The following is a 25,683-nucleotide window of genomic DNA, read 5'->3' as shown; positions in this document are numbered from 1 at the left end:
TTCTCCTCCTTCGATCATGCCGAACCTGACTGAATAAACCCTTCCTGGCTTCCATAATGACTCTATCTATAGCTGCCGCAACAGTTCCCCGAAAGGCTCTGCAAAAGGCGAATGTTCTTCTTTTAACGTAACGACGCTGATCTGCAATGATACACCTGCAACCTCATGTACCTGAATGGGGAACAACTCCTGATCCTGCACTTCCTTTTGCACTGTCAGACCTGGGAGAAACGCAATACCTGCTCCTTGCTTCACCAGCTTCTTCGCCGTTTCCGAATTATCAACGTGATATGTAATATCCGGCGGGTGCTCCAGCGAGTCAAAGGCCCGGTGTATGCGCAGCCAGTCCAGTGAACCACATTCAAAAAAGACCAGCTGCTCATTCCTGATCGCCTCCATGCTGACATGCCCGCGTTCAATAAATGGATGGCCTTTGTACACGTATAGCTGGATTGGATCTTCATAAAAAGCAACTGTACGGATCGCCGGGTGCATGACCTTCCGCACAAAAGCAAGATCGATTTCCTGACCCAGCAGCTTGGCGACGAGTTGGTCCGTCGTCGCTGTAGTCAGTTTGATGTTCACCTCAGGGTAAGCTTCCTTGATTTTGGGCAGAAAGTCGGGAATGACATAGTTGGATACGGATACCGTACTGCCAAGTCGAAGTGCATCGGGCGTCGTACGGCGTTGCTGTATCTTCTGTCTGCCCTTTTGAATCACTTGCAGTACCTGCTGGGCGTAGGGAAGGAACTTTCTCCCCTCTTCCGTGAGCACAATCTGTTTGCCAAGACGGTCAAACAATTTGCAGCCGAGTTCACGTTCAAGGGACTGAATACGAGCGGTGACAGAAGGTTGGGACAAAAAGAGTACCTCGGCAGCCTTATTGAAGCTTCCGTAATGATTGATATATACAAATGCTTCAATGTTCTCAATATTCATAAGCGCCCCCCGAATCCACGTCCGCAGACGTTATCTATATCTATTTATCCAATGAATTTACTTGGTTTTATGATATCGTAATACCATTCTTTTCCAGAGTCAATATCAATTCTTCCAGGGAACGATCCAATCTTGTAGTGATGTCCGCCGAAAGCACATATTTTCCGTCATCAAGTCGATCAATTCCCTGATCAACTGCATATACTCCGCCGAGAATATGTCTTCCGCCAAGTGCTGCCAGAACAGGCTTCAATGCATAATCGATGGCGAGCAGATGGGCAATCGAGCCGCCGATGACTAATGGAAGAGCCAGCTTGCCTCGCAGTCCTTCCTGTGGAATCAGATCCAGGAACAGCTTCAGCACGCCAGAGTACGATGCTTTGTATACCGGTGTTGCCACGATGACTGCATCCGCGGCTTCAACAACAGCGAGCGCATCCCGAATGAATGAGCTATCGAACTTGGCCTGCACCAGATCTTCCGCTGGCAGGTCGGCTACATGAATCACCTCAACGGTAATGCCTGCCTCTCTTAATTTATTGCTGCTGTAATCCGTAAGGCCTGTCAGACGCGAACGTTTGGAAGGCGATCCGGCAATAATAACGACATGTGACATCATGATTCCTCCTTGGAATAGCGGTCAAGCCGCTCCATTTACTTTGGGGTCCAGCCGATCGCGGATATCGTCTCCAATCAGATTAACCGCCAGTACAAACATGGTAATTGCCAGTCCCGGGAAGGTACAGATCCACCAGGCAACCGTCAGATAACCTCTCCCTTGAGAGAGCAACGCTCCCCAGTCGGGAATTTCCTTCAACACGCCAAGTCCGAGAAAGCTGAGCCCGGAGCCAGTCAGAATGGAGGTACCCACGCCCAGCGTCGCCATAACCAGCAAAGGTGACAACGAATGAGGCAGTACGTGCTTCCAGAAAATACGGGCATTGGAGCCCCCAAGTGAACGTGTAGCTGTAATAAAAGGCAAACCTTTAACGGACATGACCTGCCCACGCATCACCCGTGCATACCCCGGAATGGAGGATACCGCAACAGCCAGTGCAATGTTAAGCAGTCCAGGCCCCAACGCTGCCGCGACGGATAATGCCAGTAACACACCTGGAACAGCCATCAGAATATCGACGGCTCGCATGGTGATTGTATCCAAAACCCCTCCGGCATAGCCGGCAATAATGCCAAGAGCACTGCCCACAAGACCACCCACCAGCACCGAGGCAAATCCAATCAGCAGTGAATCCCTGCTGCCATGCACAACCACACTGAAGATATCCCTGCCAAAATAATCGGTCCCAAACAGGTGCGCAGCAGAGGGAGCCTGCAGGATGGCATCCGTCATCATCTGAGTTGGATCATAAGGAGCAATCCATCCCGGCACGATTGCACAAGTGACGGTAAACACCACGACCAGCAAAGCTGCATAAAAGAATAAACGGGATACCGCGAATGAGACGCGGTGACGCAGGGGACGGCGACTCCAGAGGCGTAAACGCCCTGTTCTGGCCGTCCAACCTTTTTCATCACCCACCAATGGTTTCATGCTCATAAGACTCCTCCTTCCTCACTACGCGTTCAGATGACTCAGACTGTTCCACCCGTCTCACGTTCGGACTGCACGCCTAACTCTGGGATCAATGTACGCATAAGAGATATCCACCAGTAAATTCAACACGACATAAATAATTGCTGTGAAAAAGACTACGCCCTGCACAACAGGCAGGTCTTTGGCCATCAATGCATCCGCGATGATTCTGCCGATACCCTGTCTGGAAAAGACCGTCTCCACCACGACGGTTCCTGCAAGCAAATCACCAATCAACATGCCGATGACCGTCACCGCAGGAATCAGTGCATTACGCAGCGCATGACCGTACATGATGGTCCGCTGTGAAAGACCTTTTGCTCGTAATGCCACGATAAACGGTTCGTTCACCACTTCCAGCATGCTGTTACGTACCATACGTACGATGAAACCTGCACCGACGAGACCCAATGTTGCAGCAGGAAGCACCAATGAACTGAATCCGTCGGAGCCCATCGCCGGGAACCAGCCGAGCTGAACCGAGAACAACAGGATCAACAGAATGCCGGTCCAGAAGGTCGGCATGGAGATGCCAAACAATCCAACAAGCCGGGCGATAAAATCAATCACGCCATTACGATGAATGGCAGACAGTACGCCGAGCGTAATGCCAATGGTTATCGCAATGATTGAGCTGAGCGCGGTCAGCGCCAGTGTGGCAGGGAAATGTTCCAGAATTTTGGGCAGCACCGGGTCGGAATTAATCATGGATTTGCCGAAATCCCCACGCAGCATGTCTCCGAAATAGTTGGCAAACTGGATATAAAACGGCTGATCCAGACCGAGCTGAACCCGCAGGTTCTGAATCATCTCGGGTGTTGCCGATGACGGGTCCAGCATAAGCAGGACCGGATCACCCGGCAGCAGATACATGATGCAGTACACCAGCACCGAAGCTCCCAAAATAACCAGAAGCGATGTAGCAAGTCTTGTCAGTATCGTTTGAACCATACCGGGTCGTCTCCTTCCTGTCTGCATAATTGACGTTTCGTGTTATGGCTGAATCCGAACATCATTGAACAACGGATACCCAAGTGAATCAAACTTGATACCCTGCACCGACTTGGATGCAGCCACCGTATAAGGGAACACATAGATCGGTAGAATTACAGCCTGCTCGATCAGATATTGTTGAATCTGATTATAGATATCCACGCGTTTATCCTGATCAGTCTCCACCGCTCCCTGTTCGAGCAGTTTATCGATCTTCGGATCAGATAAACCGGATAATGTCGGACGTTCACCTTCTGCACTCGTATGATAGAAGGCATAGAGTGCATTCGGATCAGAATTGACCTGGCTGTTGCCATAGAGATCATAATCCCAGTTCTGATAGATGACCGTAGCAACGTCCTTCGTAATTTCAACCTCAACAGCTATACCCACCTGCTTGAGCTGCTGCTGAATAATCGCTGCAATGTCATTACGTTTCTCCCGGTTCGGCGAACCGTCCACATAATGCAGAGTCAGCTTCTTACCATCTTTTTCACGAATGCCATCTGCTCCCTTGATCCAACCTTGCTCATCAAGCAGCTGATTGGCCTTGTTGATATCCGGATTGATACTTCCTTCCAGAGAAGCATTATAACCGAGGATTCCCGGAGACAGCGCAGACCACGCTCGTTCGTAGTTGCCCAGATACAGTGTCTTCACGATGGATTCCACATCAACTGCAGATTGCACCGCCTGTCTGACTTTCACATCATCCCAAGGCGCTTTGCGCAGATTGAAGAAGAGGGTATATGGCAAACCAACGGTATTGGCCTGCAACAATTGCTGGTTCGGATCGTTCTTCAGGGCTGCAATATTTTGCGGCGGAACGGTCTCGGCGGCAAGCACCTGCTTACTCTGTACACTACCGATGCGCGTTGCTTCTTCCGGTACAATTTTGAACGTAATCGTATCAATATGAGGAGCACCTTCATTTTCAACGGTTGCAGGAGCCCAGTTGTAATCCTTGTTTTTGGCGACAACGATATCCGCATTTTCATCCCATTTCACGAAAGTATACGGACCAGTCCCCACTGGATTTTTACCCAGTTGATCGCCATACTTTTTGGCGGCCGTAGGAGATACAATCCCCAGCAGGGCCTGACTCAAGTTACCGAGAAAAGCTTGCGAAGGCTGTTCCAGATTCACCTTGATGGTGTATTCATCAATAACCTCCGAGGAGCTATAAGGTCTAATCAGGGCAAGGGAATTGGCGGCTTTGGTTGCCGGATCGATCACCCGATCCAGATTGAACTTCACGGCTTCCGCGTTAAATGGTGTTCCATCATGGAACTTCACATCTTCACGCAGTTTGAACGTATAACTTTTGCCATCCTCCGATACACTCCACTCCTTGGCGAGCCAAGGTTTGATGGAGCCATCCGGCAGCTGTACCACCAGATTGTCATAGATCGTTCGAATCGCACGTACGGTTACGGCAAGGCCACTTCGATGCGGGTCCAGCGTATCCGGCGATGTGGCAAGTGCGTAGGTCAGGTTCCCACCTTCTGCTTGCCCAGCCGCCTGCTCCCCACCGGAAGCCTGAACTGCACTGTTCGAGTTACCTGCCGCTCCGCAACCGGATAATACCAGTACCAATACTGCCGCCAATGCCATATATTTCATCCATGAGATAGACCTGTTCATATAGCTTCCCCCTCTGTGTATACAGGTGTCATTGATTCATTGATTTAATGATTTAATGAATCATAGATTTTTTTATCAACATAACCTATCCGTTAACTTGGTTTTGCAGCATCATTCGGCACTTTCCGCATATGCAATCCGAATAGTTTATCCAGACGCCTCATTCCTTGACTGTGCCGAATTTCAGCTTCCCAGTTTCTTAAGCCTCGGTTCCCACTTGCTCCCGGGCAGCCGTGTAACGATTCACGGGAATTTGCACACCGAGATTGCCACGCAATGTGTCATGTTCGTATTCGGTGCGATAGATACCACGCTCTTGCAGAATCGGAACAACCAGTTCTACGAAATCGGCCAATCCACTTGGCAGTTCGGAATGAATAATGAATCCATCCGCCGCTTCGGCTTCGAACCATTCCTGGATCTTGTCAGCCACCTGCTCCGGTGTGCCAAGGAATTTGCTCTTCGGTGTAGCTGCCCGCAGGGCTACTTCACGCAGCGTCAATCCTTGCTCTTTGGCATCCCGCTTTATTTTGTCCGTACCACTGCGGAAGCTGTTGCTGCCAATGCCATTCAATTCAGGGAATGGTTCATCCAGCGGATATTGGGAGAAGTCATGATGCTCGAAGAAACGTCCCAGGTAGTCCAGCGCTTTATCGATAGTGACCAGGCTGGCAATCTCCTGATATTTCTGTTCTGCTTCTTCTTCTGTCCGTCCAATGATTGGATTGATCCCTGGCAAAATGACGATATCCTGTGTGGAACGTCCGTAGGTTGTTGCGCGGGTTTTGACATCTTTGTAGAAGGCCTGTGCATCCTCAATTGAATCATGTCCTGTAAAAACAGCATCCGCTTCTTTGGCAGCAAGGGTCTTGCCATCTTCTGAAGAACCTGCCTGGAAAATAACCGGCTGCCCCTGCTTTGAACGTGCAATGTTAAGTGGGCCCTGTACGGAGAAGAACTCTCCTTCATGATTGAGTGTGTGCAGCTTGGATGGATCGAAGAAAACGCCGCTTTCTTTGTCTCTTACAAAGGCATCATCTTCCCACGAATCCCACAAGCCCTTGGTCACCTGCAAATATTCGGTTGCAATCCGGTAACGTTCCGGGTGGGTAGGATGGTTGCTTTTACTGTAGTTTTTGGCTGAACCTTCAAGCGGGGATGTAACCACATTCCAGCCAGCGCGGCCGTTACTAATCAGATCAAGGGAACCGAACTGTCTGGCAACTGTGAATGGATCACTATAGGAGGTGGAAAGTGTTCCAACCAGACCAATCCGTGACGTAATGGCGGCCAGGGCGGACAACAAGCTGATTGGCTCAAATCGATTTAAGAAGTGAGGTATGGATTTCTCGGTAATATAAAGACCGTCAGCGATAAAAACGAGATCGAATTTGCCTTCTTCTGCCTTCAACGTCTGGCGTTTGTAAAATTCAAAATTCACACTGGCATCCGATTGAATCTCCGGATGTCTCCAAGTCGTCATGCTGCCTCCGACACCGTGGACAATCGCTCCAAATTTCAAACTGCGCTGAGCCGTCATATTACATTCCGCCTTCCTTGGATTAGGATATATCAAGAAATCTCTAAAGTCCGATCTGATACGGATAACGAAAGAAGAAAATTCAAAAGTTAACTATTCCTATGAGTTTGGTCAGCTTTAATTTCACAAATCTTATCACTGCCCCGCACATCGGTCAACAGCGTTGCTTATAGAACTTTTCTATATAAGGATTGGATATCTAAATAAGAGGATGGATTAGAGCTTATAAAAGTCTCCGACTGCTGCACACTGATATGACAGCCTTTAGCAGCCGGAAACTGCTTTATCAAGAGATCCGCCACGTCCGGTCAGACTGCTGCTTCATCGGGCTGGGCGAGAAGTTCCGCCAGTTTCTCCAAATCAGGCTCCAGCAATGCTTCATACTTGCCGTCTCCACCCACCTCAATGACTGGTACATGTCGAATGCCATATTTGGCTTCAAGCACGTCCCTCAGCACATCGTTGCCTTGCACTTCGATGTTCTCAAAAGGCTGGTTGCGGGCCGTTAGGAATGCCTTAACCTCCCCGCAGAAATGACAGCCTGTTTTGCTCCAGAGCACTACTTTTTTCGATGTAGAAGACATCGGCATACCTCCTGATTGTTTCATTGTCAGATCAGGGATGGATCACCACCCAGACCATTAATTCCTATCTGTTAAATAAGAATTATGGCTATAAATGTACTCCTCACCTCTTCAAGCGTCAATGGATCTTCCAATAGAATAAACCTATAAGAACATAGAAAGATTAAATTTAAAATTTGAAAAGAGCGCTTCAAGAGCTCTCTAATTCCTGAACCTATCACTAACCATGTTAAAGACCTGTTTGGCAGAACTGGCATAATCGTTAACCTGGTCCGGCCGTTTATCCATAGCCCATCGGAGGGTATCAAAGGCTTTTAACAGCAATACATGCCTCGCCAGATCCAGTTCCTCCACACTCATTCCGTATCCTTCCGAGAACGCTTTCAATTGTTCCGCATCAGGGTCTTCATCACGGAGCTGACACCGCATCAGATGGATGACATCTCCATAGGGCACAACCGTAACTTCGGCACTCCCCCAATCGAGCAGTATCAACTGACCTGTCGGATGAACCATCGTATTTTTTAATGAAATATCACCATGACATAAACCGAATCGGAACTTTTCATCTTGCAATTGCTCGAACCATTGTCGTACAATCCCCAATTCACTCTTCTTAATTACGCCCAACTCAAGCAACGGATCACGCTCTGTCAAACTATCGATGTTATACTGCACATATCCTTTCCAGCTGCCATCTGATCCTGGATGAGGCGGAGAATGGAATGTACCCTGAATGGGATCAATCAGCTCCTCGCCAAAACCGGCCACTTGAATGGAATGTATACGTCTCGCATATTCACCGAGCTTCCTCCAGATGTCAGTCGGGGCTATTTTACTATCCAATCCGTTATCCCCCTCGACAAACGTTTGAATCATATATGCCACCTCATCCTTAACCCCAACGGACAATGTAGATGGCCCTGGAATACCCGTTGCGGCTGCCTGCTCAATACACCATTTCTCTTTGATAAAGGTAGGATAATTAACCTTGTTGTTCATGCGGACCACGACTTTATGACGTTCCGTCTCAACCAAGCACACCTGATTCACAAAACCTTTTCCGATAATCGGGTATGAGGATCTCACTTGTTCCTGAAGAAACTCACCAGCAATAGTTTGGGCTTGTACTACCATGGTGTCTTTCATCGTGTATTCCCCCTATCTCGGTATACTTAAATATGCTTTAGAAAATTGAATTGGTCATAGTGTAGAAGTAAATCGCTAATCTTTCAATCGTTACATCTCATGATTCGTGATATATGTAAAGTTCGGATGCGGAAAGATGTGTAGCGTTACGATACGCCGTACATCATATTCCGCATCATGCTGTCGTGCCGATATACATGGCAGCCGAACCCGGTCATTACAAATCTTCGTTCAAGAGCTGGGGAGGAGCAATAATGGGCCAGCCTTCTTCGATCGTACGCAATTGGTTCGCAGATACATGAACGATATGCCCAGACTGCACTCCCCACCGTTCCGCAGCATAAGGGGTTGCAAACCTCCTGCGTTTACTGCCACTAATCTGGTACCATATATCCCGCTCATTCGTCGCGGCAACAATCATACCTTCCTCCAGTGCATCGCGGTTGCTCTGAACGGGTTGAGCGTGAACATGACTTCTTTCCAGGGGCCAGCCTTGTACCTCACCCGCAGATATCAGTGGCTCACCTTCAGGTGCCCCGAGCAGATCCGGTTTCGCAACCAGAACGGGAGAAATGCCGCGTGGAACGGGGATGTTCAGCTTGCGTCGCTGTCCACGCATCAGTCGATAGACATCGCCCTTGATATCAGAGATGTAACATCCCTCCGGGTAAAAGTCCGTGCTGCGTCTCAGCTTATGTGTTACATCGCTGCTGCCCTTGGTGGAAATGCGCTGTCGCAGATCGGGGGAATCTGACTTGCTCTGGGTCGTCTTGTTTTTGTTTTCCTGCTGACTGGTCGACACCTTGGCATACAGCGAGAGCCGGGAAGTATCGGCAACCAGCGCATGAGGATCTCCCCATTTTTGTGTATAAAACTGTTCGTTATCCTTATTCACGACTTCATAATCCTGCTCTCCCAGCGCCTTCATGCTTACACTTCCGTAGTGATGTATGAAGGCATCCCCGGCCACCCCCAGCCTGTATCCCGCTAGCTTCGCTCGGATGATCCAGTCGTCATCTTCAAAATTGCCCACGGCGTAACCTTCATCAAGATAACCTACCCGCTCCAGCAATTCCCGTGAGAACAGCCAGCAAAATCCGACCAGCCTTTCGGTCTCTCGATGTTTCGTGGCATCCGGGCGATTATGTCGAGCAGCAAACGACCACATATCCTCCACTTCCCTGTACGGGACTTCAATCTGCTGATCTCCACCAATGTAATTCGTAACCGGACCCACAACTCCCATCTCGGGATGACTGTCCAGACAGGTCATCATGTTTTCCAGCCAGCCCGGGGTGACCAGTATATCGTTGTTCAGCACGACGATATGTCGCCCCCTCGCCATCATCAGTCCATGATTCACACCGCCAGCGAAACCACGATTCTTATCCAGCGCAGCGACCCTTACCATGCCACCTTTGCGAAGCATGGCTTCCGCCGTGCCATCCTTTGACGCGTTATCCACAACAATAATTTCAAAGGGGGCCGGGGTATGCTTTTCAATACTGGACACACATTGCAAGACATATTCGCGCTGGTTATACGTCGGAATAACAATGCTTACGCCTTCGAATACCAGCCCGAATGAGCTTTCCCCCTGTCGCACGCCCTCATCGTAGCCTCTATGGTAGCCCTGCTTATACAGTTTTGCGTTCTTGGCTGCCCGTTTACCTGAGCCTTGGCGTCTAATCTTCCCACCACTCCGGCTTCGAGCTGCATGCAAAACAACGGTTTCGGATGACGATGCTTTCCGCTGTTTTGAACGTTTGCCTGATGTGCTCATGTTGCTTCCTCCATTTCTCCTCATCCAAATGCGCGTTACGATGAACGTCGCACCAGATCGTCCATTAGAGATGAAGCTCTCCTGTAACCAATTTGTCAGCCAAATGTCCAAAATCTATGGCAACCCGACCCAGCTCACCAGCGATTCGGCGACACAGAATGACGGCCGGAATTCCCGCAGCTACCAGAGCGATATCGAACGAATGCTCCGCAGTTTGCTGCATCACTCTCGGGATATCCGCAACTCCCTCCACTGTACCTATGATGCCTGTGACATGAACGCCGCGGCCGATCAATAACGCCCCAAGCTCCACAGCCTGGCTTCCAATCAGCAGCACCCGACGCCCCTGTACCACAGGCAACAACAGACCCGAATGATGCAGGCTGTAGTTAATCGTGGAACTGGTCAGATTCAGACGGGACCAATCAATGCCGAAATGGCGTAACACTGGAAATAACAGCCCCTGAAAAGTAGGCGCACGCGAGATGGGAACACCGATCCAATCAGCGCCGCGAATGGCTTCCGCGAGCTCAGCGCGGATGTCCGGGGTGGAGCGTGGCACCCCTGCATAAGGCAGAAACGGTGCCAGCTCCTGCACTTGCTCGCCTGGCAGCACCGTATCGGCTGCCAAGGTTAGCAGTTCGCCATCTCCGAGGCGAACGACGGACAGGGGGCGCTGCGCATCCAGCGCCCCCTGGATATGGCCAGCCATCTCATGAGGGCTGGCCAGCCGGGTTAGGGTGGGCGCATATTGGCGGAATCCCGCCTCGATCAGATCTGCCGCCACGGCAGGCAGAATATGATCAGGCGGGATGTGCTGCGCCACCAGCGCCTCCCCGCCCGCGAACACGCCGTCGCGGAAGCCCTCGGCGTAGCCGCTCTCGGGCGCTGCTGCCGGCTGCGCAGGCGCAAGTGCCCTTGCGCTGCCAGCATGCGCGGCAGCGCTTTCCCGCCCCGCGGGGGCGACACCACCGCGTCGGTGTGTCGCTTTCGGCGGGGCGGGGCCAGCACCGCTGGCAGGCAGCGCCTGTGGCGTGCTGGCTTGTGGTGCTGGCCCCGGCGCACGCTGCGCAGCTTTGCGCTGTTTGGCGCGGGCACCTGGGGCCCGCCCGCCCCGCGGCGCAGCATGCCCGCGGCCTGCAACTGCGCGCTTGCCCGTTTTGGCTCGCGCCCCTTTACGGCCACGGCTCACGCCTGTACGCTCGCCTGCTTTCACGCGGGTGCCTGCAATGCCACGCCCTTCACCTGTTTTCGCTCCCGTTCTGGTTCGTGCTCCAGTGCTCGCACCACTTCTTGCGCCGGTGCGCCCGCTGGCTTTGCCTTTCGGTTCTGCAAGAAGCTTGCGCTCTATTCCTGTGAGTTCCACATTCCCCTGCTTCGCGCCTTGGTTTCCCCATTCGTGATTCGAACTTGCTTTGGGCTGCACTCCCACAGATACGTACAAGGAGCCGGCATGACCGCCCAGTGTCTTCTTTCTGCCCAAGTCGCTGCGTTTTGCTACTCTCACGGCATTCCCTCCCTTGGCATGCACGAGGAGTGCCGCCGCTGCACAAAGCGCCGGAGCATTCTTCCGGCTCCGGCGCAAGTTGTTCTGCTCTCATGGGACCTCTCACAGCGGCAGCATCAGGCGCATATATTTTAGGGCAATTGACCCTTCATGCGGATGGCTGCTTCCTGAAGCGATTGGAACGTCCCGGCATCACTCCAATATTTTTGCAAAATATCGTATTCCAGTCCTCCAGCTGCTGCATAATGATTGTTCACGTCCGTAATTTCGAGTTCGCCGCGTGCAGAAGGTGTAATGTTCTGAATGAGGTTGAAGACATGGTCATCATACATATATATGCCAGTAACACAATAAGAGGTCTTCGGATCACTCGGTTTTTCCTCAATGTATGAGATTCGTTCCGGATGCTGCGGATCAAACACCGGTACCCCATACCGCCGTGCATCGTCCACTTCTTTGAGCAAGACACGAGCTGTACCCGCAGACTGCTGCATATACCGATCCACGTAAGGCTTCAAATCGTCGCTAAACAGATTGTCTCCCAGAAGCACAACGAATTTCTCTCCAGGAAGGATAAACGACGTCGCCAGATCCAATGCTTCAGCAATTCCGCCTGCCTTTTCCTGAATCCGATACGTCAGCTTGACGCCATGATCTGCTCCACCACCCAAATACTCCGTGTATAACCCAGCGGAATGTTTGTTGATCACGATCAATATCTCTTCAATGCCTGCCTGGCGGAGTCTGTCGATGCCATACATAATCATCGGATGCTTGCCGACTGGAATCAGATGCTTGTTAATCAGCCGGGTGAGAGGATACAGTCGTGTTCCTGTTCCGCCAGCAAGAATTACACCTTTCATTCCACTATCCCTCCTTCATCAGATGTCTCAATATATTTAAGGGGATCGACATGCCATTTGTTGATAAAAATGGATCGATTGCGCTCAAGCAACTGTTTCCATGCTACAGGATCGGTCTTCAGGAAACTCGCGCTGCCGCGATGATGTACCAAGACATCCCCGCATACCAGCAAACGATACCCTTTCTGGCAGGCCCGGTAGCAATAATCGTCATCTTCATAGTGTCCCGGCGAATAGACTTCGTCAAGCACACCAATGTCCTCCATCACGCTTCGCCGTATGAGCATACATAAGCCGACGATCCGTCTGACTTCCTTCCATCTGGAAGAATCGACTATATTGTTGACAGCAGCCAGTTCCTGAAAATGTTCCATGTCCCGGAACTCAAGCTCCACCTGCTGGATACCACTTGCGTAGTTGGTCACCGGACCTGTAATACCAATGTTTACATCACTGTAGAGTGCTGCCCGCAGATTATCGAGCCAGCGGGTGGTAACTGTAACATCATTATTCAGCAGCAACAGCTCATCACCACAGGCTGCGCGGAGCCCGGCATTGCAAGCCGCCGGGAAACCCCGATTGTCCGGTAACCGGACAAAGCGAATTCGTTCCTGGGCACAATACGCTGCCGTTCCATCAACCGAGCCATTATCCACTACGATGATTTCATAAGCTGTATGATGATCGGTATATTTTCGAATGGCATCGATACATGGCTTCAGCAAATCCAACCCATTGTACGTCGGAATAATAATACTCGTCAGTGTCATCTGGCGTTCCTCCTGTAGGCCACTTCAGCACGGGATATGGATCGGGCTTGTGACTTATTTCCGCCCATATCCAGCCAGGTTGCAATCGCCTCCAGATGATCGCCAATGATCAATCTGGCGACTTCGTTGCCACTGCCCGTATTGGTGGAACGCAGGCGATTGGAACGAATGACATCCACCTGACTGGGTGCAGTCACTCTTAATCCGTGCTGGATGGCTAGACTTTGCGCCTTGGGAGGAACGGCCAGCGCCTCCGGTTTTACGATCTGGATCATATTACGCGAAAGGGCATGAGGTACGGCCGTCAACGAATTAGAACCCAGATCCGAACGATTAAGCACATGGTTGAGATATGCCTTGATGCGGCTCACTTCATCCTGACGAGCAAATGGAGGCAAAAGGGATGAAAGATTGTTCAGCGCCACATCATCTCCCCGGTCAACCGCATACAGAAATGGGGCGAGCTGCTCTGCCGGGACGACCATATCCCCATCCACAAAGAGAAGGGTCTCTGCCTCCGTCATCTTGGCCCCCAAGGCGCGGCCCACATCATGTCCCGCCCGGTCAGGTTCATAGACCAGCGTGATACCAGGCTGTTCAAGCACCTGTGTCAGACTGTTGTCCGTTGTTCCATTCAATACCACAACGATATCCGTCAGGGGTAACCGTTTCAGTTGTACAAGCACTTGCCCCAGCGTGAGTTCCTCATTGCATGCACAGACGACTGCAGCGGCAGGTTTTCTCAGGGCAAGTGGAACGATATTTAATGAACGCCCTGCAGCATGAGCATAACCCTGCATGAATGCTTTCCCTGCGTGCATTGCAGCAGAATATCCCCTTAGCTCCACTGAGATCGCAGCCTCATGTTCCTGCCATGTTGAACGTGCATGTTGTTCAATCGATTGCTCATTTTCAAACGCCTTGCGTCCTGCCCGTTGCCCTGCGCGGAATGCTTCATGCAATACGGAGCTGTTCGTAGCAGACCTGCTCGCTGTCGAACTCTTTAGCGGCGATTTAATCAGGCTCTTCCTGCCCATTGTTCTGATTCTGTTCCTTGTTGTTTGTCTGCCTGCTGTCCGTTGACGACGGATACGCCCTGAACGCTCCTTCATTTCCTCACCTCCAGCATGTTGTATCTTTTGACGAGGTTTCTTGCTTGTTTTAGGCAACATGCTCACCTCGTCAGGCTACGAACACGCTGCAGATCGGAATGTCCTCCGCGTGGTCCAAGCGTATCAGTTATCCACCTGATCGCTGTCAGATGATCATTCCATACTACTTGACTGAGCGGGTCCGGTCCTTTTCGTTTCTTGACTCGAACTGCGTTCATTTTACCTACAGGCACATGATGAACGGCACGCACCTTTAACCCGCTGGTAACCGCCTTTGCATGTGCCAACGGTGGAATCTCCAGTGTGTCCGTACCAATCACTTCAAGTACCCTGCGACTTAATGCATGCGGAATGGCTGTCATGGAAGCTCCTTGCAGATCAGGTCTAGCAAGCATGCTGTTCAGCACATGTTTGGCTTCTACCACAGGGTGAACAGGGATACGCGCCACCGGTCCGTTATAATCATTAAGCGCCACATCCGTCCCATCCAGAATCGCTCGCACATAAGGCGCGAGATGTTCTGCCGGAATTGGAATGTCTGCATCCGTGAACAACAGCACCCTGCCACGAGCTGCCGCTGCACCGATTCTTCTGCCTCCATCATGTCCCAAAGCCTCGGCATAACGAAGCACCTGTGCCCCCGCCCTTTTTGCCGCTGCTGCCGTCCCGTCCGTGGAACCATTCACAATAACAAGCACTTCAGCATCACGGCATATCCGCAGCGCCTGACGGACGACTGCACCAATGGTTCGCTCTTCATTCATGGCAGGTATAATGACCGAAAGCAGTGGGTTATGCGAGTCCGTCGAACCTTGTGCGAGTGTCTCTCTCATCGCATGCTCAGCTCCGAATGCTGGCAATTCCGTTTGCTCCACGGGTGGAATCACGTACTTGTAGGCCTTTGTACCCTTTTTGTAAGCAGATTTCAAACGACGCTTCTTTAATTGCGCTTTTCTTTGTACCAGCTTCGATTTGGCTGCATAAAAAGCTGTATTGCCGCGTTTTTGCAACACAGTCACCTCCCGGGTGTACATCAATGCCATGCAAAGGGAGTACACGTTATTCTATGTATTCATGGAGCAGTGGAAACGGCGTATGTCCTTGAACTGAGCAGGTTCTGTCTGCTACCAGGATCAGTCAATCCATTTATTTAGACATGATTCGCCAAAAAATGCGAAATATGCTACGGCTCCCCTACTTCAGACACAATTTTAAAAAAATTTTAAAATTGCATCTTTTCCAAACTTTTACATTGTGATAATATACGTTGCAAGCAGTAGATTGACAAAAAAATCCTAACAAGGAACAAACGTTCCCTATAATTACTTTTTTATTCCTGTTAATTGACCTTAGGTTAATTTATGCATACAGGATGATACAGGAGACCGTTTTTGCTCTGTTACATGTACTTTGAGAGGAGTGATGCCGTTCAATACGTAATTCAGGCTTTATTATGTGAACCCGGAACGAACACCCCGGCTCCGTAAGAACATCTTCTGCTTCGCAAGTGGACAAGACCCCTGGCTTCTGAGAGAGGAACAACAATAAACGATTAAGCCTCATGGCTGAACCGAATAAACGGTACCCTTTTGTCAAGTCCCACCACAGACATACAGGCTCTGCCGACTTTGTTCTTTATCGTTTCTTGTCATATTCCACGTTTCAGATTCAGCCCCCACACTCCGCGCTGCCCAAGTTGCAGACGGAACTCCAACCGAGATTGGCATAATCATTTGTTATTCAAAAAATCATATTGAGAATGGGAGAGTTTACTATGAAATTTGCTAAAGTTATGCCAACAATTCTTGGAGGAGCTCTTTTGCTCGCTTCCGTATCGTCTGCTGCTGCAGCTCCATTGTCTGATCAGTCCATTCCATTGCAGGCCCCTTATGCCTCTGAGGAGGGTATCCAGTTGAACAGCGGTTCTGACGAAACAATCTTCAATTTCCTTGGACAACAGGAACAATTCCTGAACTCCGATGTGAAATCCCAACTCAAAATTATTAAAAGAACTACAGACACCTCTGGTGTACGACACTTCCGCCTGAAACAGTACATTAAAGGAATTCCAGTGTACGGTGCCGAGCAAACGATCCACTTAGACAAGACTGGCCAGGTTTCATCCGCACTTGGTGATCTTCCACCGGTTGAAGAACAAGCTATCCCTAATGACGGTGTCGCTGAAATCAGCGCAGAAGATGCGATCAAGATCGCATCCGAAGAAGCCACTTCCCGCGTTGGAGAACTTGGCGAACCACAGAAAACCCCTGAAGCGGAACTAAACATTTACCACAATGAGGAAGATGACCAAACCTACCTTGTTTACATTACCGAAGTCAATGTGCTGGACCCCGCCCCGTTACGTACCAAATATTTCGTGAATGCCGTTGACGGCAGTATCGTATCTCAATATGACCTCATCAATTTCGCAACAGGAACAGGTACAGGTGTACTTGGTGATACCAAAACCCTTACAACCACCCAATCCGGCAGTAGCTTCCAACTGAAAGATACCACTCGAGGTAATGGCATTGAAACTTACACTGCAAACAATGGCTCTTCCATTCCAGGTACGCTCCTGACAGATTCAGATAACGTATGGACTGATCGTGCTGGCGTAGATGCTCACGCCCATGCTGCTGCCACGTATGATTTCTACAAAAGCAAATTCAACCGCAACGGTATCAATGGCAACGGTTTGCTAATTAAATCTACGGTGCATTACGGCTCCAACTACAATAATGCCTTCTGGAACGGAGTACAGATTGTATTTGGTGACGGTGATGGAACGACTTTCCGCTCCCTATCTGGTGATCTAGATGTAGTAGGCCACGAATTGACACACGGTGTCATTGAGTACACAGCCAATCTGGAGTACCGCAATGAGCCAGGCGCATTAAATGAAGCCTTCGCTGATATTTTCGGAAATACCATTCAAAGCAAAAACTGGTTGCTTGGCGACGATGTATACACTCCTAACATTGCAGGTGATGCACTGCGCTCCCTGTCCAATCCTACACTCTATGGACAACCTGACAAATACAGTGATCGTTATACCGGAACATCCGACAACGGTGGTGTTCATATCAACAGCGGTATCATCAACAAAGCCTACTATCTTGCAGCCCAAGGCGGCACACATAATGGTGTGACTGTAACTGGAATCGGGCGTGATAAAGCCATTCAGATTTTCTACAGCACACTTGTGAACTACCTGACGCCTACATCCAAATTCGCTGCTGCCAAAACAGCGACAATCCAAGCCGCTAAAGATCTGTACGGAGCAACTTCTGCTGAAGCTACTGCAATTACCAAAGCTTATCAAGCTGTAGGATTGTAAGAATCATTCGTTGTTGAACTCATATTCAATCGTTCAGGCACCCCTCATCGTCCGAACGGATCAAGCTTATATATGAAAAAAAGCGGTGTCCCGGACATATCCGGGAACCGCTTTTGTCTATTTAAACATGTGAAATCCATTCCTCTACAGTTATCTTGAATGAAGACACATGATCTCCCATTTTTACTTCGAAGGCCCAGCGGCAATCCATGACAACAATCCGTAGGTGTGTGTGGAGCCCGCAGTACGTGACACTTCCAGCACGGCTTCATCCTCACTCTGGGAGAGGAGTGACACCTGGAATCCCCGATCATTACACATAGCTACAATCACATAATGCTCGGAAATAAAAGACTCCTCAAAAGCTACCGTTACTTCCACGCACTGTTCATTCTCAGGCAATATAAAGGCTTCCATACCGAACTGCTGCACCACAGGCTGACGGCTGACACTTCGTACAGGCTGGAATGACAGGTGTTCAGGACCCACAGCTCCATGCTGTAACTGGCTGCTTCCAACAGCTCCATCACTCAAATGCTCCTGCTTAACTGCTTGCTCCCTCAGCTTGAACTCCTTATTTCCATCGATCTCATGTGAAAATTCAGGCTGTGGTAGCTGTGGCTGGACCGTGCCAGCTGTCGTCAATGAATCTCCAAGCTGGTTAGCTTGCGATGGATGCTCTTGTTGTTGCCCCAGCTCCTGACCCGACGTCTGGATAAACTGCGTTTCCTTCAGATCGACACTTGAGTGTTCCACGACAATTGCCGGCTGTGATGGCGGTACAGCCTCACTTCCTGTTTGAAGCAATACCTCTTGTTTTTTGATCGCTGCCAGCTGTTCGAGCGTTTCTCCACTGAACTGACGAATCGCATTCCATATCTCTTCGCTCAAATGGGCCGGACCTACAATTCCCGCATTCAAGTGATTGGAGGTAATGCTTTGTTCACTCAGTTTGCTGCCGGTTACACTGCCGTCGGCCAATTTGGCACTGGTGACAGACCCATTTTGCAGATGAACCCCGCTTACTGCTTCCTCTTCCAGATGGGTTGTGCGAATACTGCGTTCCTGAATATGATCAGCAAGAATCGTTCCATCCTGAATATGCCGAGATTGCACACTTTTGTCTGCTATGTGGATTGCCGATATCGCACCTTCAAGCAATTTATTACCGTTTACACTGCCGTCGGCCAATTTGGCACTTGTAATGGAACCATTGTGCAGATGAATCGAACTGACTGATTCCGCTTTGAGGTGGGAGATTCCAATGCTACGCTCTTGAATATGGTCAGCATGGATGGCTCTCTCTTGGATATGACGGGATTGCACACTTCCATTGGCAATATGGACATCCGACACCGCATCTTCAAGCAGTTTGCTGCTGCTCACACTGCCATCGGCCAGTTTGGCACTCGTTACGGACCCATTTTGCAGATGAACCGCACTTATTGCTTCCTCCTCCAGATGGGACGTACCAATGCTATGCTCCTGAATATGATCAGCAAGAATCGCTCCTGCCTGGATATGGCGAGTTTGCACACTTTCCGATGCGATATGGCTCCCCAATACAGCATCTTCGAGCAATTTGCTGCCGCTAATGCTACCGTCAGCCAATTTGGCACTTGTTACGGACCCATTTTGCAGATGAACCGCACTTACCGATTCCTCCTCCAGATGGGCTGTGCCTATGCTTCGCTCCTGAATATGACCAGCATGAATAGCTCCTGCCTGAATATGCCCGGATTGCACACTTTCCGATGCGATATGAATCCCGGATACCGTACCTTCGAGTAACTTGCTGCCAGTTATACTGCCATCCGCCAGTTTGGCACTCGTTACAGATCCATTTTGCAAATGAATGGCACTTACCGATTCCTCTTCCAAATGTGCTGTGCCGATGCTCCGCTCTTGAATATGATTAGCAAGGATTGTTCCCTCTTGAATATGACGGGATTGCACACTATCGTCTGCAATGTGGATATCCGATACTGCTCCTTCAAGCAACTTGCTGCCGGTTACACTGCCGTCGGCCAACTTGGTACTTGTTACAGATCCATTTTGCAGATGAATGGCACTTACTGCTTCCTGTTCCAAGTGAAGCATGCCAATGCTGTGCTCGTGAATATGGTCAGCAAGGATTACTCCTGCCTGAATATGGCGGGATTGCACACTTTCAGAGGCGATATGGATTCCCGACACCGCATCTTCGAGCAACTTGCTGCCGGTTACACTGCCGTCGGCCAGTTTGGCACTGATGACAGACCCATTTTGCAGGTGAATCGCACTTACTGCTTCCTCCTCCAGATGGGTTGTGCCGATGCTCCGCTCCTGAATATGGTCAGCATGAATGGCGTCTGCCTGAATATGCTCGGATTGCACGCTTTCGGACGCAATATGAATTCCCGATACGGTCCCTTCAAGCAATTTGCTGCCGTTTATACTGCCATCCGCCAGTTTAGCACTGGTTACAGATCCATTTTGCAAATGAACCGCACTTACAGACTCCTCATCCAGATGAACTGAGCCAATACTGCCCTCTTGAATATGATCAGCAAGGATTGCTCCTTCTTGGATATGACGGGTTTGCACACTTTCATTGGCAATGTGAGTAGCCGATACGGTTCCAGCGGCTAATTTGCTGCCATCCACACTACCCGTTGCTAGTTTGGAGCGTGTTACAGATTCATCCTGCAAAATAATCGTACTTACCGCTTCTTCTTCCAGATGAGACGTTCCGATGCTGCGTTCATGGATATGATGAGGAAGAATCTCACCATCTTGAATATGACGGGAATGCACAGCTCCTTGCTGCAGGTGAACAGCACTTGTCGACTCTGCCTGAAGATGCAAACCACTAATCAAACCTGGCTGAAGATGAGCCGCTGTAATGGATAAAGGTGCCAGATGGTCTGTTTCAACAGATCCAGGTGCCAAGTGATGCGATGTAACCACCTGTTCAGCAATATGCTCCTCATGAATGATGTCTGCCTTCAGATGCTGTGAGCTCACTACTTGAGTTCCCAAATGGTCAGATTTCACGCTGCCTTCAGCAAGATGGACGGATTGTACAACGGATGGCTGCAAGTGCTCGCTACCTACAGCGGCCTGTTGTAGTTCTGTTCCGGATACCGAGTCTGCTGTCAAATGGTCCGCACTTATGGAGCCATGCCGAAGTTTGTTGCCGGTAATACTGCCATCAGCGAATAATTCCGGTGAGCGTATTTCTTCCGACAAATGTTCCAGAGAAACGGCATGCTGCTTCAGGTGATACCCGCGAATGGTTCCTGATGGAATATGTTTGGCGTTAATACTCTCTGCCATAATCTTTGAAGAAGTCACGCTGCCGTCTGCCAGTTTAGCTGACGTGACAGCAAAATCCGCCAGTTTATCTGTTGCAACACTCTCTGGTGAAAGCTTGGGGGAGGTAACCGCATGATCTGTTAGATGAGGCGGAAAAATGGACCCGCCAGCCAGCTGGGCTGAAGTTACACTATCAATAGCCAATTTATCTGTTGTGACCGCGGCCCGTGCAATCGCATCCGTTTCAACACTGCCCGGCTGAAGATGAGGTACACCTACGGCATGTTCTGTCAGGTGTTCCGATTTCACTGCATAAGGTCTCAGGGCCTCAGAACCCACGCTGCCTGGAGCCAAATGTGTCCCTGTGACTCCACCACTCGCAAGATGCGAGGATATAACACTTCCCGGGGCAAGCGCTCTGCTACTCACCGATGCCGTTCCAAGCTTTTCTGTTGTCACACTTCCATCCGCGAGTTTAACGTCTGTAACGGCAGCATCCTGCAATTCATACGTACCCACGGCCGACTCTGCAAGATGCCGCTCAGACACCACGTCGTCTGCAAGAGCATCTCCGGACACACTTCCGGTAGATAGATGAGTTGCCTCGATGCTTCCACTTGCAATGTGAATGGAGTGAATTGCGGAATTGTCCACATGTACCGGCGTAATTCCCCGATTCGCAATGTGTTCCGCACGAATGGACCCTTTGGCAAGATGTTTACCATGTATGGCTTCATCCGCAATTTTGGAAGAAATGACGCTCTGATCAGAGATCTTGGATGCCGTAATGGACTGCTCCAGCAACTTTGCTGTTCCAACAGACTGGTCTGCAAGTTTGCTGCTGGTTACTGCACCTTCTGTCAAATGCTCACTGCCCACTTCTCCATTGCCAATCTGCTCCTTGCCAACGGAATGAGCTCGAATCTGGCTTGAACCAATTGAACCGTCCAGTAGATGTCTTCCACTTAATGAACCCTCAGCTAAATGTCTTGTTTGTATGGATCCATCCTCTATCTGGTCACTTCCAATACTGCCATTTAATAGTTGTGAACGACCGACAGACCCTTCTGCCAGATGTGTCTGTTTAACAGCACCTGCCTGAATATGGTGAGACTCAATGGAGTGTTCTTCGATTTTGCTGCCTGTGACAGCAGCTTCTCGAATTTTGGATGTAGTCACTGCATCATCAGCCAGTTTGGAAGTATTCACAGCTCCTCCCGTGAGATGCCTTGTGTCCACGCCGCTAATCGCGATCTTGTCTCCAGTTACGGCATGATTCTTGATTAATTCTTCCGTTACCAGCATGCGGCTGAGATGTCTTGTGCTGATGGAACCGTCGGCAATTTTGGCCGAATCGATGACCTGGTTGCCAAGCTTCTGAGAAGTAATACTGCCATCTCTAATTTTCTCACCTGCAATAGAAGCATTACGTATTTTGTGACCAGATACAGAGCCGTCAATCAGGTGCTCCTCAGATACAGACGCTTCTGCAAGTTTCGCTGAAACAATGGCCCCGTCTGCAATGTGAATGCTGGTCACCGCATAATCCTGCAATGCTTCACTGCCGACCGCATCCGGTTTCAGCTTGGAGGCATCCACAGAGAAAGGAGCCAGTTTGCTCTCTGTAACAGCAAATTCACTCAAGTCGTCCGTGTAGATGTAGTGTCCGGTATGACCCGGCATCTGGTTCTGGTTCAGGATCTGCAGCCGGTCCTTGCTTATTATCTCCTGTTTGTTGATGTCCTGCTCTTCTTCCAGAGCAGGCGGAGCCACGCTACTAACCTGAATCTGCTTTTCCAGGATATCTTGCGTCTCGACGACTTTCTCGCTATCAGACTCTACGGGTTCCGGCTTGATCGATTTGGTTACGATCTCCAGGTCTTCCAGCTCGTTCGTTGAAGCAGGTAGCTCCATTGATTCGGATAGGAATTCTTCTGATGCCTGAATGGCCTTCGAATTTCGTTTATTTGTATTCAAGCGTTCTTCCCTATTCGAAGTGAAACCCGAGTCCATTGTGTCTGACCGTCGATTGGTCAGATCCAGTTCCTTAAATTTAGGACTCACATGCCGCAGTTTTGGCGTAGGAACCTTCTTATTGCCCTTTTTACTCATGCAGCTAGCTCCTTCCTCTAACGTTCGTCTCCGGCATCATATGCGTCAGTATGGGCATCTGCCACTGTAATTCCTGACTTTAGTGGGTTACATTTCATCGCCGCACAAGCTTCAAGGCATGAATGATTGAGCTGTCCCTACTGAAATAGGCTGTACCCGTTCACTTATGTAAGGCGGCTGTCCACGCCCCTGCTCCCGAGATGTCATACGATATCCTGTAAGCCATTTGCATAAATCCATATGATGCAAAGGAGCTGCTAGGAGAACTCGTTGATGCATATCGAAGCATCATGAATCCGGTCTGCGTTATCGTGATGTCCAACCATGCGGTGACAGGCCGGCATTCCATGGATGGACGATCCATGGTCGCGATAACATTGAAGGAGGAACGGTCATGCTACAAGAAACGATCGGTATTATGTTCGATTCACGCATGTACCGGGGGATACCAGCTGGGAGGACAGGTCAGGAATCACTTGCGAATGTTGAACAGGCAGCGGCCTGTTATGGATTAACCCCTTGTTTTTTGCGGCTGGAGGACGTGGATGCGGATACCAAAACCTGTATTGCTTATGTAAAAAAAGAGGGCATATACGTTCGTCAAAGAATGCCCTTGCCCTCCGTTATTCATAACCGGGCTCTCCAGCTTCGCCGTTCGGAGCAGCATCAGGTAACCAAACTATTGTTGCAGGGCATACAGGTATACAATGTACGCAATCGATACCGCAAAGACCACATTCACGAGATGCTTTATCAGGACCCCGGTCTCAGGCAGCACCTCCCCCGTGCGGTCAAGGCTACACCTGAGTCTTTGGCATATATGATGGAAAATTACGATGATCTGGTGATCAAGCCTTGCAGCGGAAGCATCGGTCACGGCATTATGCGGATATTTGAAAAGGATGGTCAGTGGAAACTGACATGTGAGACAAGGACTTCACGCAAGGGATGGGCCACCTTTCGACTGAATAAGGGACAACTGCCATCAGCCACCCTGCGCCGTATTTTCCGGCATGCCTATCTCATTGAAGAGCGGATACCTCTGGTCCGTTATGAAGGAAGACCCGTAGATCTGCGGGTATCCGTGCAGCGTGGAAGCGACGGTTTGTGGGGGATCACGGGCATATTCGCAAAGGTGGCTCCGGCTCATACGTTTGTTACCAATATCGCCCAAGGTAGCAAAGTCATGACGCTGGCTGAAGCCCTTGACTTGCAGGCAACCGATTGGCATGCACTTGAACTGGAGGCCAGAATCCGATCTGTCGGGCTCCGAATCGCACGGACGCTGGCTTCCAGCCTGCCTCATCTTGCGGACCTTGGACTTGATCTGGGGATAACAGCGAAGGGCCAGATTTATTTTATCGAATGCAACGGAAGGGATCAGCGCTACGGTTTCCGGAAGGCCGGAATGACGGAGACTTGGAAAGCCAGCTACCGGCAACCGATGGCTTATGGACGTCTGCTTCTGGAGCAGAATTCGCGCATACCGCGGCAGCCCCAGACGTATGATCGTGGCCTATATTGATTTCGTGGGCATTCTGTGTCAATATTATGCAGAACGGCCGGTCCTGCCGGCCTTGAAGTTCGCACTAACCCTAAGGGGGATATTCATGGCAAAAACGCTGTTGCGGTTAATGACCGAGCTTTCTTCTCGCAAATGGATCTCCCGGACTGTGGGAGCCTTCTCCAAGAGCCGGGGAAGCAAGGCATTTATCCCTTATTTTGTCCGGACCTACGACATCCCTGTTCAGGAAGCTGAGAAAGACTGGAAGGAATATCGTTCTTTGAATGATTTCTTTACCCGTAAACTTAAACCGGGCATGCGCCCGCTTGAACTTTCAGAACATGCTCTGATCAGTCCGGTAGATGCCAAAATTACGGCAGCCGGTCCTGTATCTGCTGGAACGCTCCTGAATGTTAAGGGACAAAATTATACACTTGCTGAATTATTAAACCACTCGCCACATCTGGAGAAGTACAAGCACGGTTATGCCTTTGTCCTGTATCTCAGCCCACGCGACTATCATCGCATTCATGCGCCTGTTAGCGGTCGCCGCATTGAGAGTGAACATATTAAGGGCAAGGTATATCCTGTAAATGATTTTGGTCTGACCCATATGAAATCGGTGCTGAGTCGCAACGAAAGGCTCATTACGTATATTGCTCATGACTTTGGAGAAGTTGCTGTCGTGAAAGTAGGCGCAATGAATGTGAGCAGCATACAGTACGCTGGTGCAGATGTAAGTTCATGGGCACAAGGCGATGATCTCGCATATTTTGAATTCGGTTCCACCGTCGTACTGTTAACGCAGAGCGGCACATTCGAACCGAAACCAGGCTTGCAGCCTGGCGACTCCGTCAAAATGGGAGAGTTGCTCGGTCGGTTAAAACCAATCCATTGAGCAATGCGCAGATGATTCCTGAATAACAGGAGTCATCTTTTTTAATTTCCGATC

Annotated in this window: 18 protein-coding genes; 3 read left to right on the top strand and 15 right to left on the bottom strand. The window is 50.0% G+C overall.

The features are described from left to right. Window positions 1-66: 66 nt before the first annotated feature. The 14 genes from MHB84_RS18630 to MHB84_RS18565 all read right to left on the bottom strand — a co-directional run bounded on the left by MHB84_RS18630 (window position 67) and on the right by MHB84_RS18565 (window position 15,491). Window positions 67-939 (bottom strand): LysR family transcriptional regulator, encoded by an 873-nt coding sequence (locus MHB84_RS18630; protein WP_063566647.1) that lies wholly within the window; start codon window positions 937-939, stop codon window positions 67-69. Between the two features lie 67 nt (window positions 940-1,006). Further along, a complete protein-coding gene (gene ssuE, locus MHB84_RS18625) occupies window positions 1,007-1,555 on the bottom strand; it encodes an NADPH-dependent FMN reductase (protein WP_076290865.1) in 549 nt (182 codons plus the stop codon). A 24-nt stretch (window positions 1,556-1,579) separates the two neighbouring features. Then, window positions 1,580-2,497 (bottom strand): ABC transporter permease, encoded by a 918-nt coding sequence (locus MHB84_RS18620; protein ID WP_076290866.1) that lies wholly within the window; start codon window positions 2,495-2,497, stop codon window positions 1,580-1,582. Window positions 2,498-2,551: 54 nt separating this feature from the next. Next, window positions 2,552-3,484: an ABC transporter permease gene (locus MHB84_RS18615; RefSeq protein ID WP_062324145.1), complete on the bottom strand. Its 933-nt coding sequence runs from the start codon at window positions 3,482-3,484 to the stop codon at window positions 2,552-2,554. Window positions 3,485-3,526: 42 nt separating this feature from the next. Next, window positions 3,527-5,170 (bottom strand): ABC transporter substrate-binding protein, encoded by a 1,644-nt coding sequence (locus tag MHB84_RS18610; protein ID WP_076290867.1) that lies wholly within the window; start codon window positions 5,168-5,170, stop codon window positions 3,527-3,529. 199 nt (window positions 5,171-5,369) lie between these two features. Beyond that, window positions 5,370-6,710, bottom strand: coding sequence for an LLM class flavin-dependent oxidoreductase (locus tag MHB84_RS18605; RefSeq protein WP_064635749.1), 1,341 nt, complete (start codon window positions 6,708-6,710; stop codon window positions 5,370-5,372). 308 nt (window positions 6,711-7,018) lie between these two features. After that, window positions 7,019-7,294, bottom strand: a complete 276-nt coding sequence (locus MHB84_RS18600; RefSeq protein ID WP_063566643.1) for a glutaredoxin family protein — start codon at window positions 7,292-7,294, stop codon at window positions 7,019-7,021. Between the two features lie 201 nt (window positions 7,295-7,495). Next, complete coding sequence (locus MHB84_RS18595) at window positions 7,496-8,443, bottom strand: phosphotransferase family protein (protein ID WP_076290868.1); 948 nt, start codon at window positions 8,441-8,443, stop codon at window positions 7,496-7,498. Between the two features lie 217 nt (window positions 8,444-8,660). Beyond that, entirely contained in the window at window positions 8,661-10,226 is a 1,566-nt protein-coding gene (locus MHB84_RS18590; RefSeq protein ID WP_179087204.1) for a glycosyltransferase family 2 protein, read from the bottom strand. Window positions 10,227-10,290: 64 nt separating this feature from the next. After that, complete coding sequence (locus tag MHB84_RS18585; protein WP_256716886.1) at window positions 10,291-11,052, bottom strand: GT-D fold domain-containing protein; 762 nt, start codon at window positions 11,050-11,052, stop codon at window positions 10,291-10,293. 812 nt (window positions 11,053-11,864) lie between these two features. Next, window positions 11,865-12,596, bottom strand: a complete 732-nt coding sequence (locus MHB84_RS18580; protein ID WP_076290869.1) for a sugar phosphate nucleotidyltransferase — start codon at window positions 12,594-12,596, stop codon at window positions 11,865-11,867. Next, the gene (locus tag MHB84_RS18575) at window positions 12,593-13,366 is read right to left on the bottom strand and encodes a glycosyltransferase family 2 protein (protein WP_076290870.1); all 774 of its coding nucleotides are present in this window, start codon (window positions 13,364-13,366) and stop codon (window positions 12,593-12,595) included. The genes MHB84_RS18580 and MHB84_RS18575 overlap by 4 nt, the downstream gene beginning before the upstream one ends. Then, complete coding sequence (locus MHB84_RS18570; protein WP_256716887.1) at window positions 13,363-14,478, bottom strand: glycosyltransferase family A protein; 1,116 nt, start codon at window positions 14,476-14,478, stop codon at window positions 13,363-13,365. Before MHB84_RS18570 ends, MHB84_RS18575 begins: the two co-directional genes overlap by 4 nt. A gap of 62 nt (window positions 14,479-14,540) precedes the next feature. Beyond that, the gene (locus tag MHB84_RS18565) at window positions 14,541-15,491 is read right to left on the bottom strand and encodes a glycosyltransferase family 2 protein (RefSeq protein WP_256716888.1); all 951 of its coding nucleotides are present in this window, start codon (window positions 15,489-15,491) and stop codon (window positions 14,541-14,543) included. Between the two features lie 761 nt (window positions 15,492-16,252). Between MHB84_RS18565 and MHB84_RS18560 the strand changes: the two genes are divergently transcribed. Beyond that, window positions 16,253-17,818: a M4 family metallopeptidase gene (locus tag MHB84_RS18560; RefSeq protein ID WP_076290872.1), complete on the top strand. Its 1,566-nt coding sequence runs from the start codon at window positions 16,253-16,255 to the stop codon at window positions 17,816-17,818. A gap of 183 nt (window positions 17,819-18,001) precedes the next feature. Here MHB84_RS18560 and MHB84_RS18555 read toward each other — a convergent pair whose 3' ends face one another. Next, window positions 18,002-23,227: a WIAG-tail domain gene (locus MHB84_RS18555; protein ID WP_076290873.1), complete on the bottom strand. Its 5,226-nt coding sequence runs from the start codon at window positions 23,225-23,227 to the stop codon at window positions 18,002-18,004. Window positions 23,228-23,621: 394 nt separating this feature from the next. On the opposite strand from MHB84_RS18555, the gene MHB84_RS18550 reads away from it, so the two are divergent. Together MHB84_RS18550 and asd are read left to right on the top strand one after the other, a co-directional pair. Continuing rightward, entirely contained in the window at window positions 23,622-24,752 is a 1,131-nt protein-coding gene (locus tag MHB84_RS18550) for a YheC/YheD family endospore coat-associated protein (protein ID WP_076290874.1), read from the top strand. An 85-nt stretch (window positions 24,753-24,837) separates the two neighbouring features. Further along, window positions 24,838-25,629 (top strand): archaetidylserine decarboxylase, encoded by a 792-nt coding sequence (gene asd / locus MHB84_RS18545; RefSeq protein WP_076290875.1) that lies wholly within the window; start codon window positions 24,838-24,840, stop codon window positions 25,627-25,629. The last annotated feature ends 54 nt before the right edge of the window (window positions 25,630-25,683 follow it).

The organism is Paenibacillus sp. FSL F4-0087 (genome assembly GCF_038020215.1).
Lineage (GTDB): Bacteria > Bacillota > Bacilli > Paenibacillales > Paenibacillaceae > Paenibacillus > Paenibacillus taichungensis.
Note: the sequence above shows the minus strand (reverse complement) of the source record. Positions and strands in the feature narration are given on the sequence as shown.

What these genes read in the sequence shown, in the direction of transcription:
- MHB84_RS18630 (WP_063566647.1), bottom strand. Translation starts at nt 939, where the DNA reads ATGAATATTGAGAACATTGAAGCATTTGTATATATCAATCATTACGGA.
- ssuE (WP_076290865.1), bottom strand. Translation starts at nt 1,555, where the DNA reads ATGTCACATGTCGTTATTATTGCCGGATCGCCTTCCAAACGTTCGCGT.
- MHB84_RS18620 (WP_076290866.1), bottom strand. Translation starts at nt 2,497, where the DNA reads ATGAGCATGAAACCATTGGTGGGTGATGAAAAAGGTTGGACGGCCAGA.
- MHB84_RS18615 (WP_062324145.1), bottom strand. Translation starts at nt 3,484, where the DNA reads ATGGTTCAAACGATACTGACAAGACTTGCTACATCGCTTCTGGTTATT.
- MHB84_RS18610 (WP_076290867.1), bottom strand. Translation starts at nt 5,170, where the DNA reads ATGAACAGGTCTATCTCATGGATGAAATATATGGCATTGGCGGCAGTA.
- MHB84_RS18605 (WP_064635749.1), bottom strand. Translation starts at nt 6,710, where the DNA reads ATGACGGCTCAGCGCAGTTTGAAATTTGGAGCGATTGTCCACGGTGTC.
- MHB84_RS18600 (WP_063566643.1), bottom strand. Translation starts at nt 7,294, where the DNA reads ATGTCTTCTACATCGAAAAAAGTAGTGCTCTGGAGCAAAACAGGCTGT.
- MHB84_RS18595 (WP_076290868.1), bottom strand. Translation starts at nt 8,443, where the DNA reads ATGAAAGACACCATGGTAGTACAAGCCCAAACTATTGCTGGTGAGTTT.
- MHB84_RS18590 (WP_179087204.1), bottom strand. Translation starts at nt 10,226, where the DNA reads ATGAGCACATCAGGCAAACGTTCAAAACAGCGGAAAGCATCGTCATCC.
- MHB84_RS18580 (WP_076290869.1), bottom strand. Translation starts at nt 12,596, where the DNA reads ATGAAAGGTGTAATTCTTGCTGGCGGAACAGGAACACGACTGTATCCT.
- MHB84_RS18575 (WP_076290870.1), bottom strand. Translation starts at nt 13,366, where the DNA reads ATGACACTGACGAGTATTATTATTCCGACGTACAATGGGTTGGATTTG.
- MHB84_RS18570 (WP_256716887.1), bottom strand. Translation starts at nt 14,478, where the DNA reads ATGAAGGAGCGTTCAGGGCGTATCCGTCGTCAACGGACAGCAGGCAGA.
- MHB84_RS18560 (WP_076290872.1), top strand. Translation starts at nt 16,253, where the DNA reads ATGAAATTTGCTAAAGTTATGCCAACAATTCTTGGAGGAGCTCTTTTG.
- MHB84_RS18555 (WP_076290873.1), bottom strand. Translation starts at nt 23,227, where the DNA reads ATGAGTAAAAAGGGCAATAAGAAGGTTCCTACGCCAAAACTGCGGCAT.
- MHB84_RS18550 (WP_076290874.1), top strand. Translation starts at nt 23,622, where the DNA reads ATGCTACAAGAAACGATCGGTATTATGTTCGATTCACGCATGTACCGG.
- asd (WP_076290875.1), top strand. Translation starts at nt 24,838, where the DNA reads ATGGCAAAAACGCTGTTGCGGTTAATGACCGAGCTTTCTTCTCGCAAA.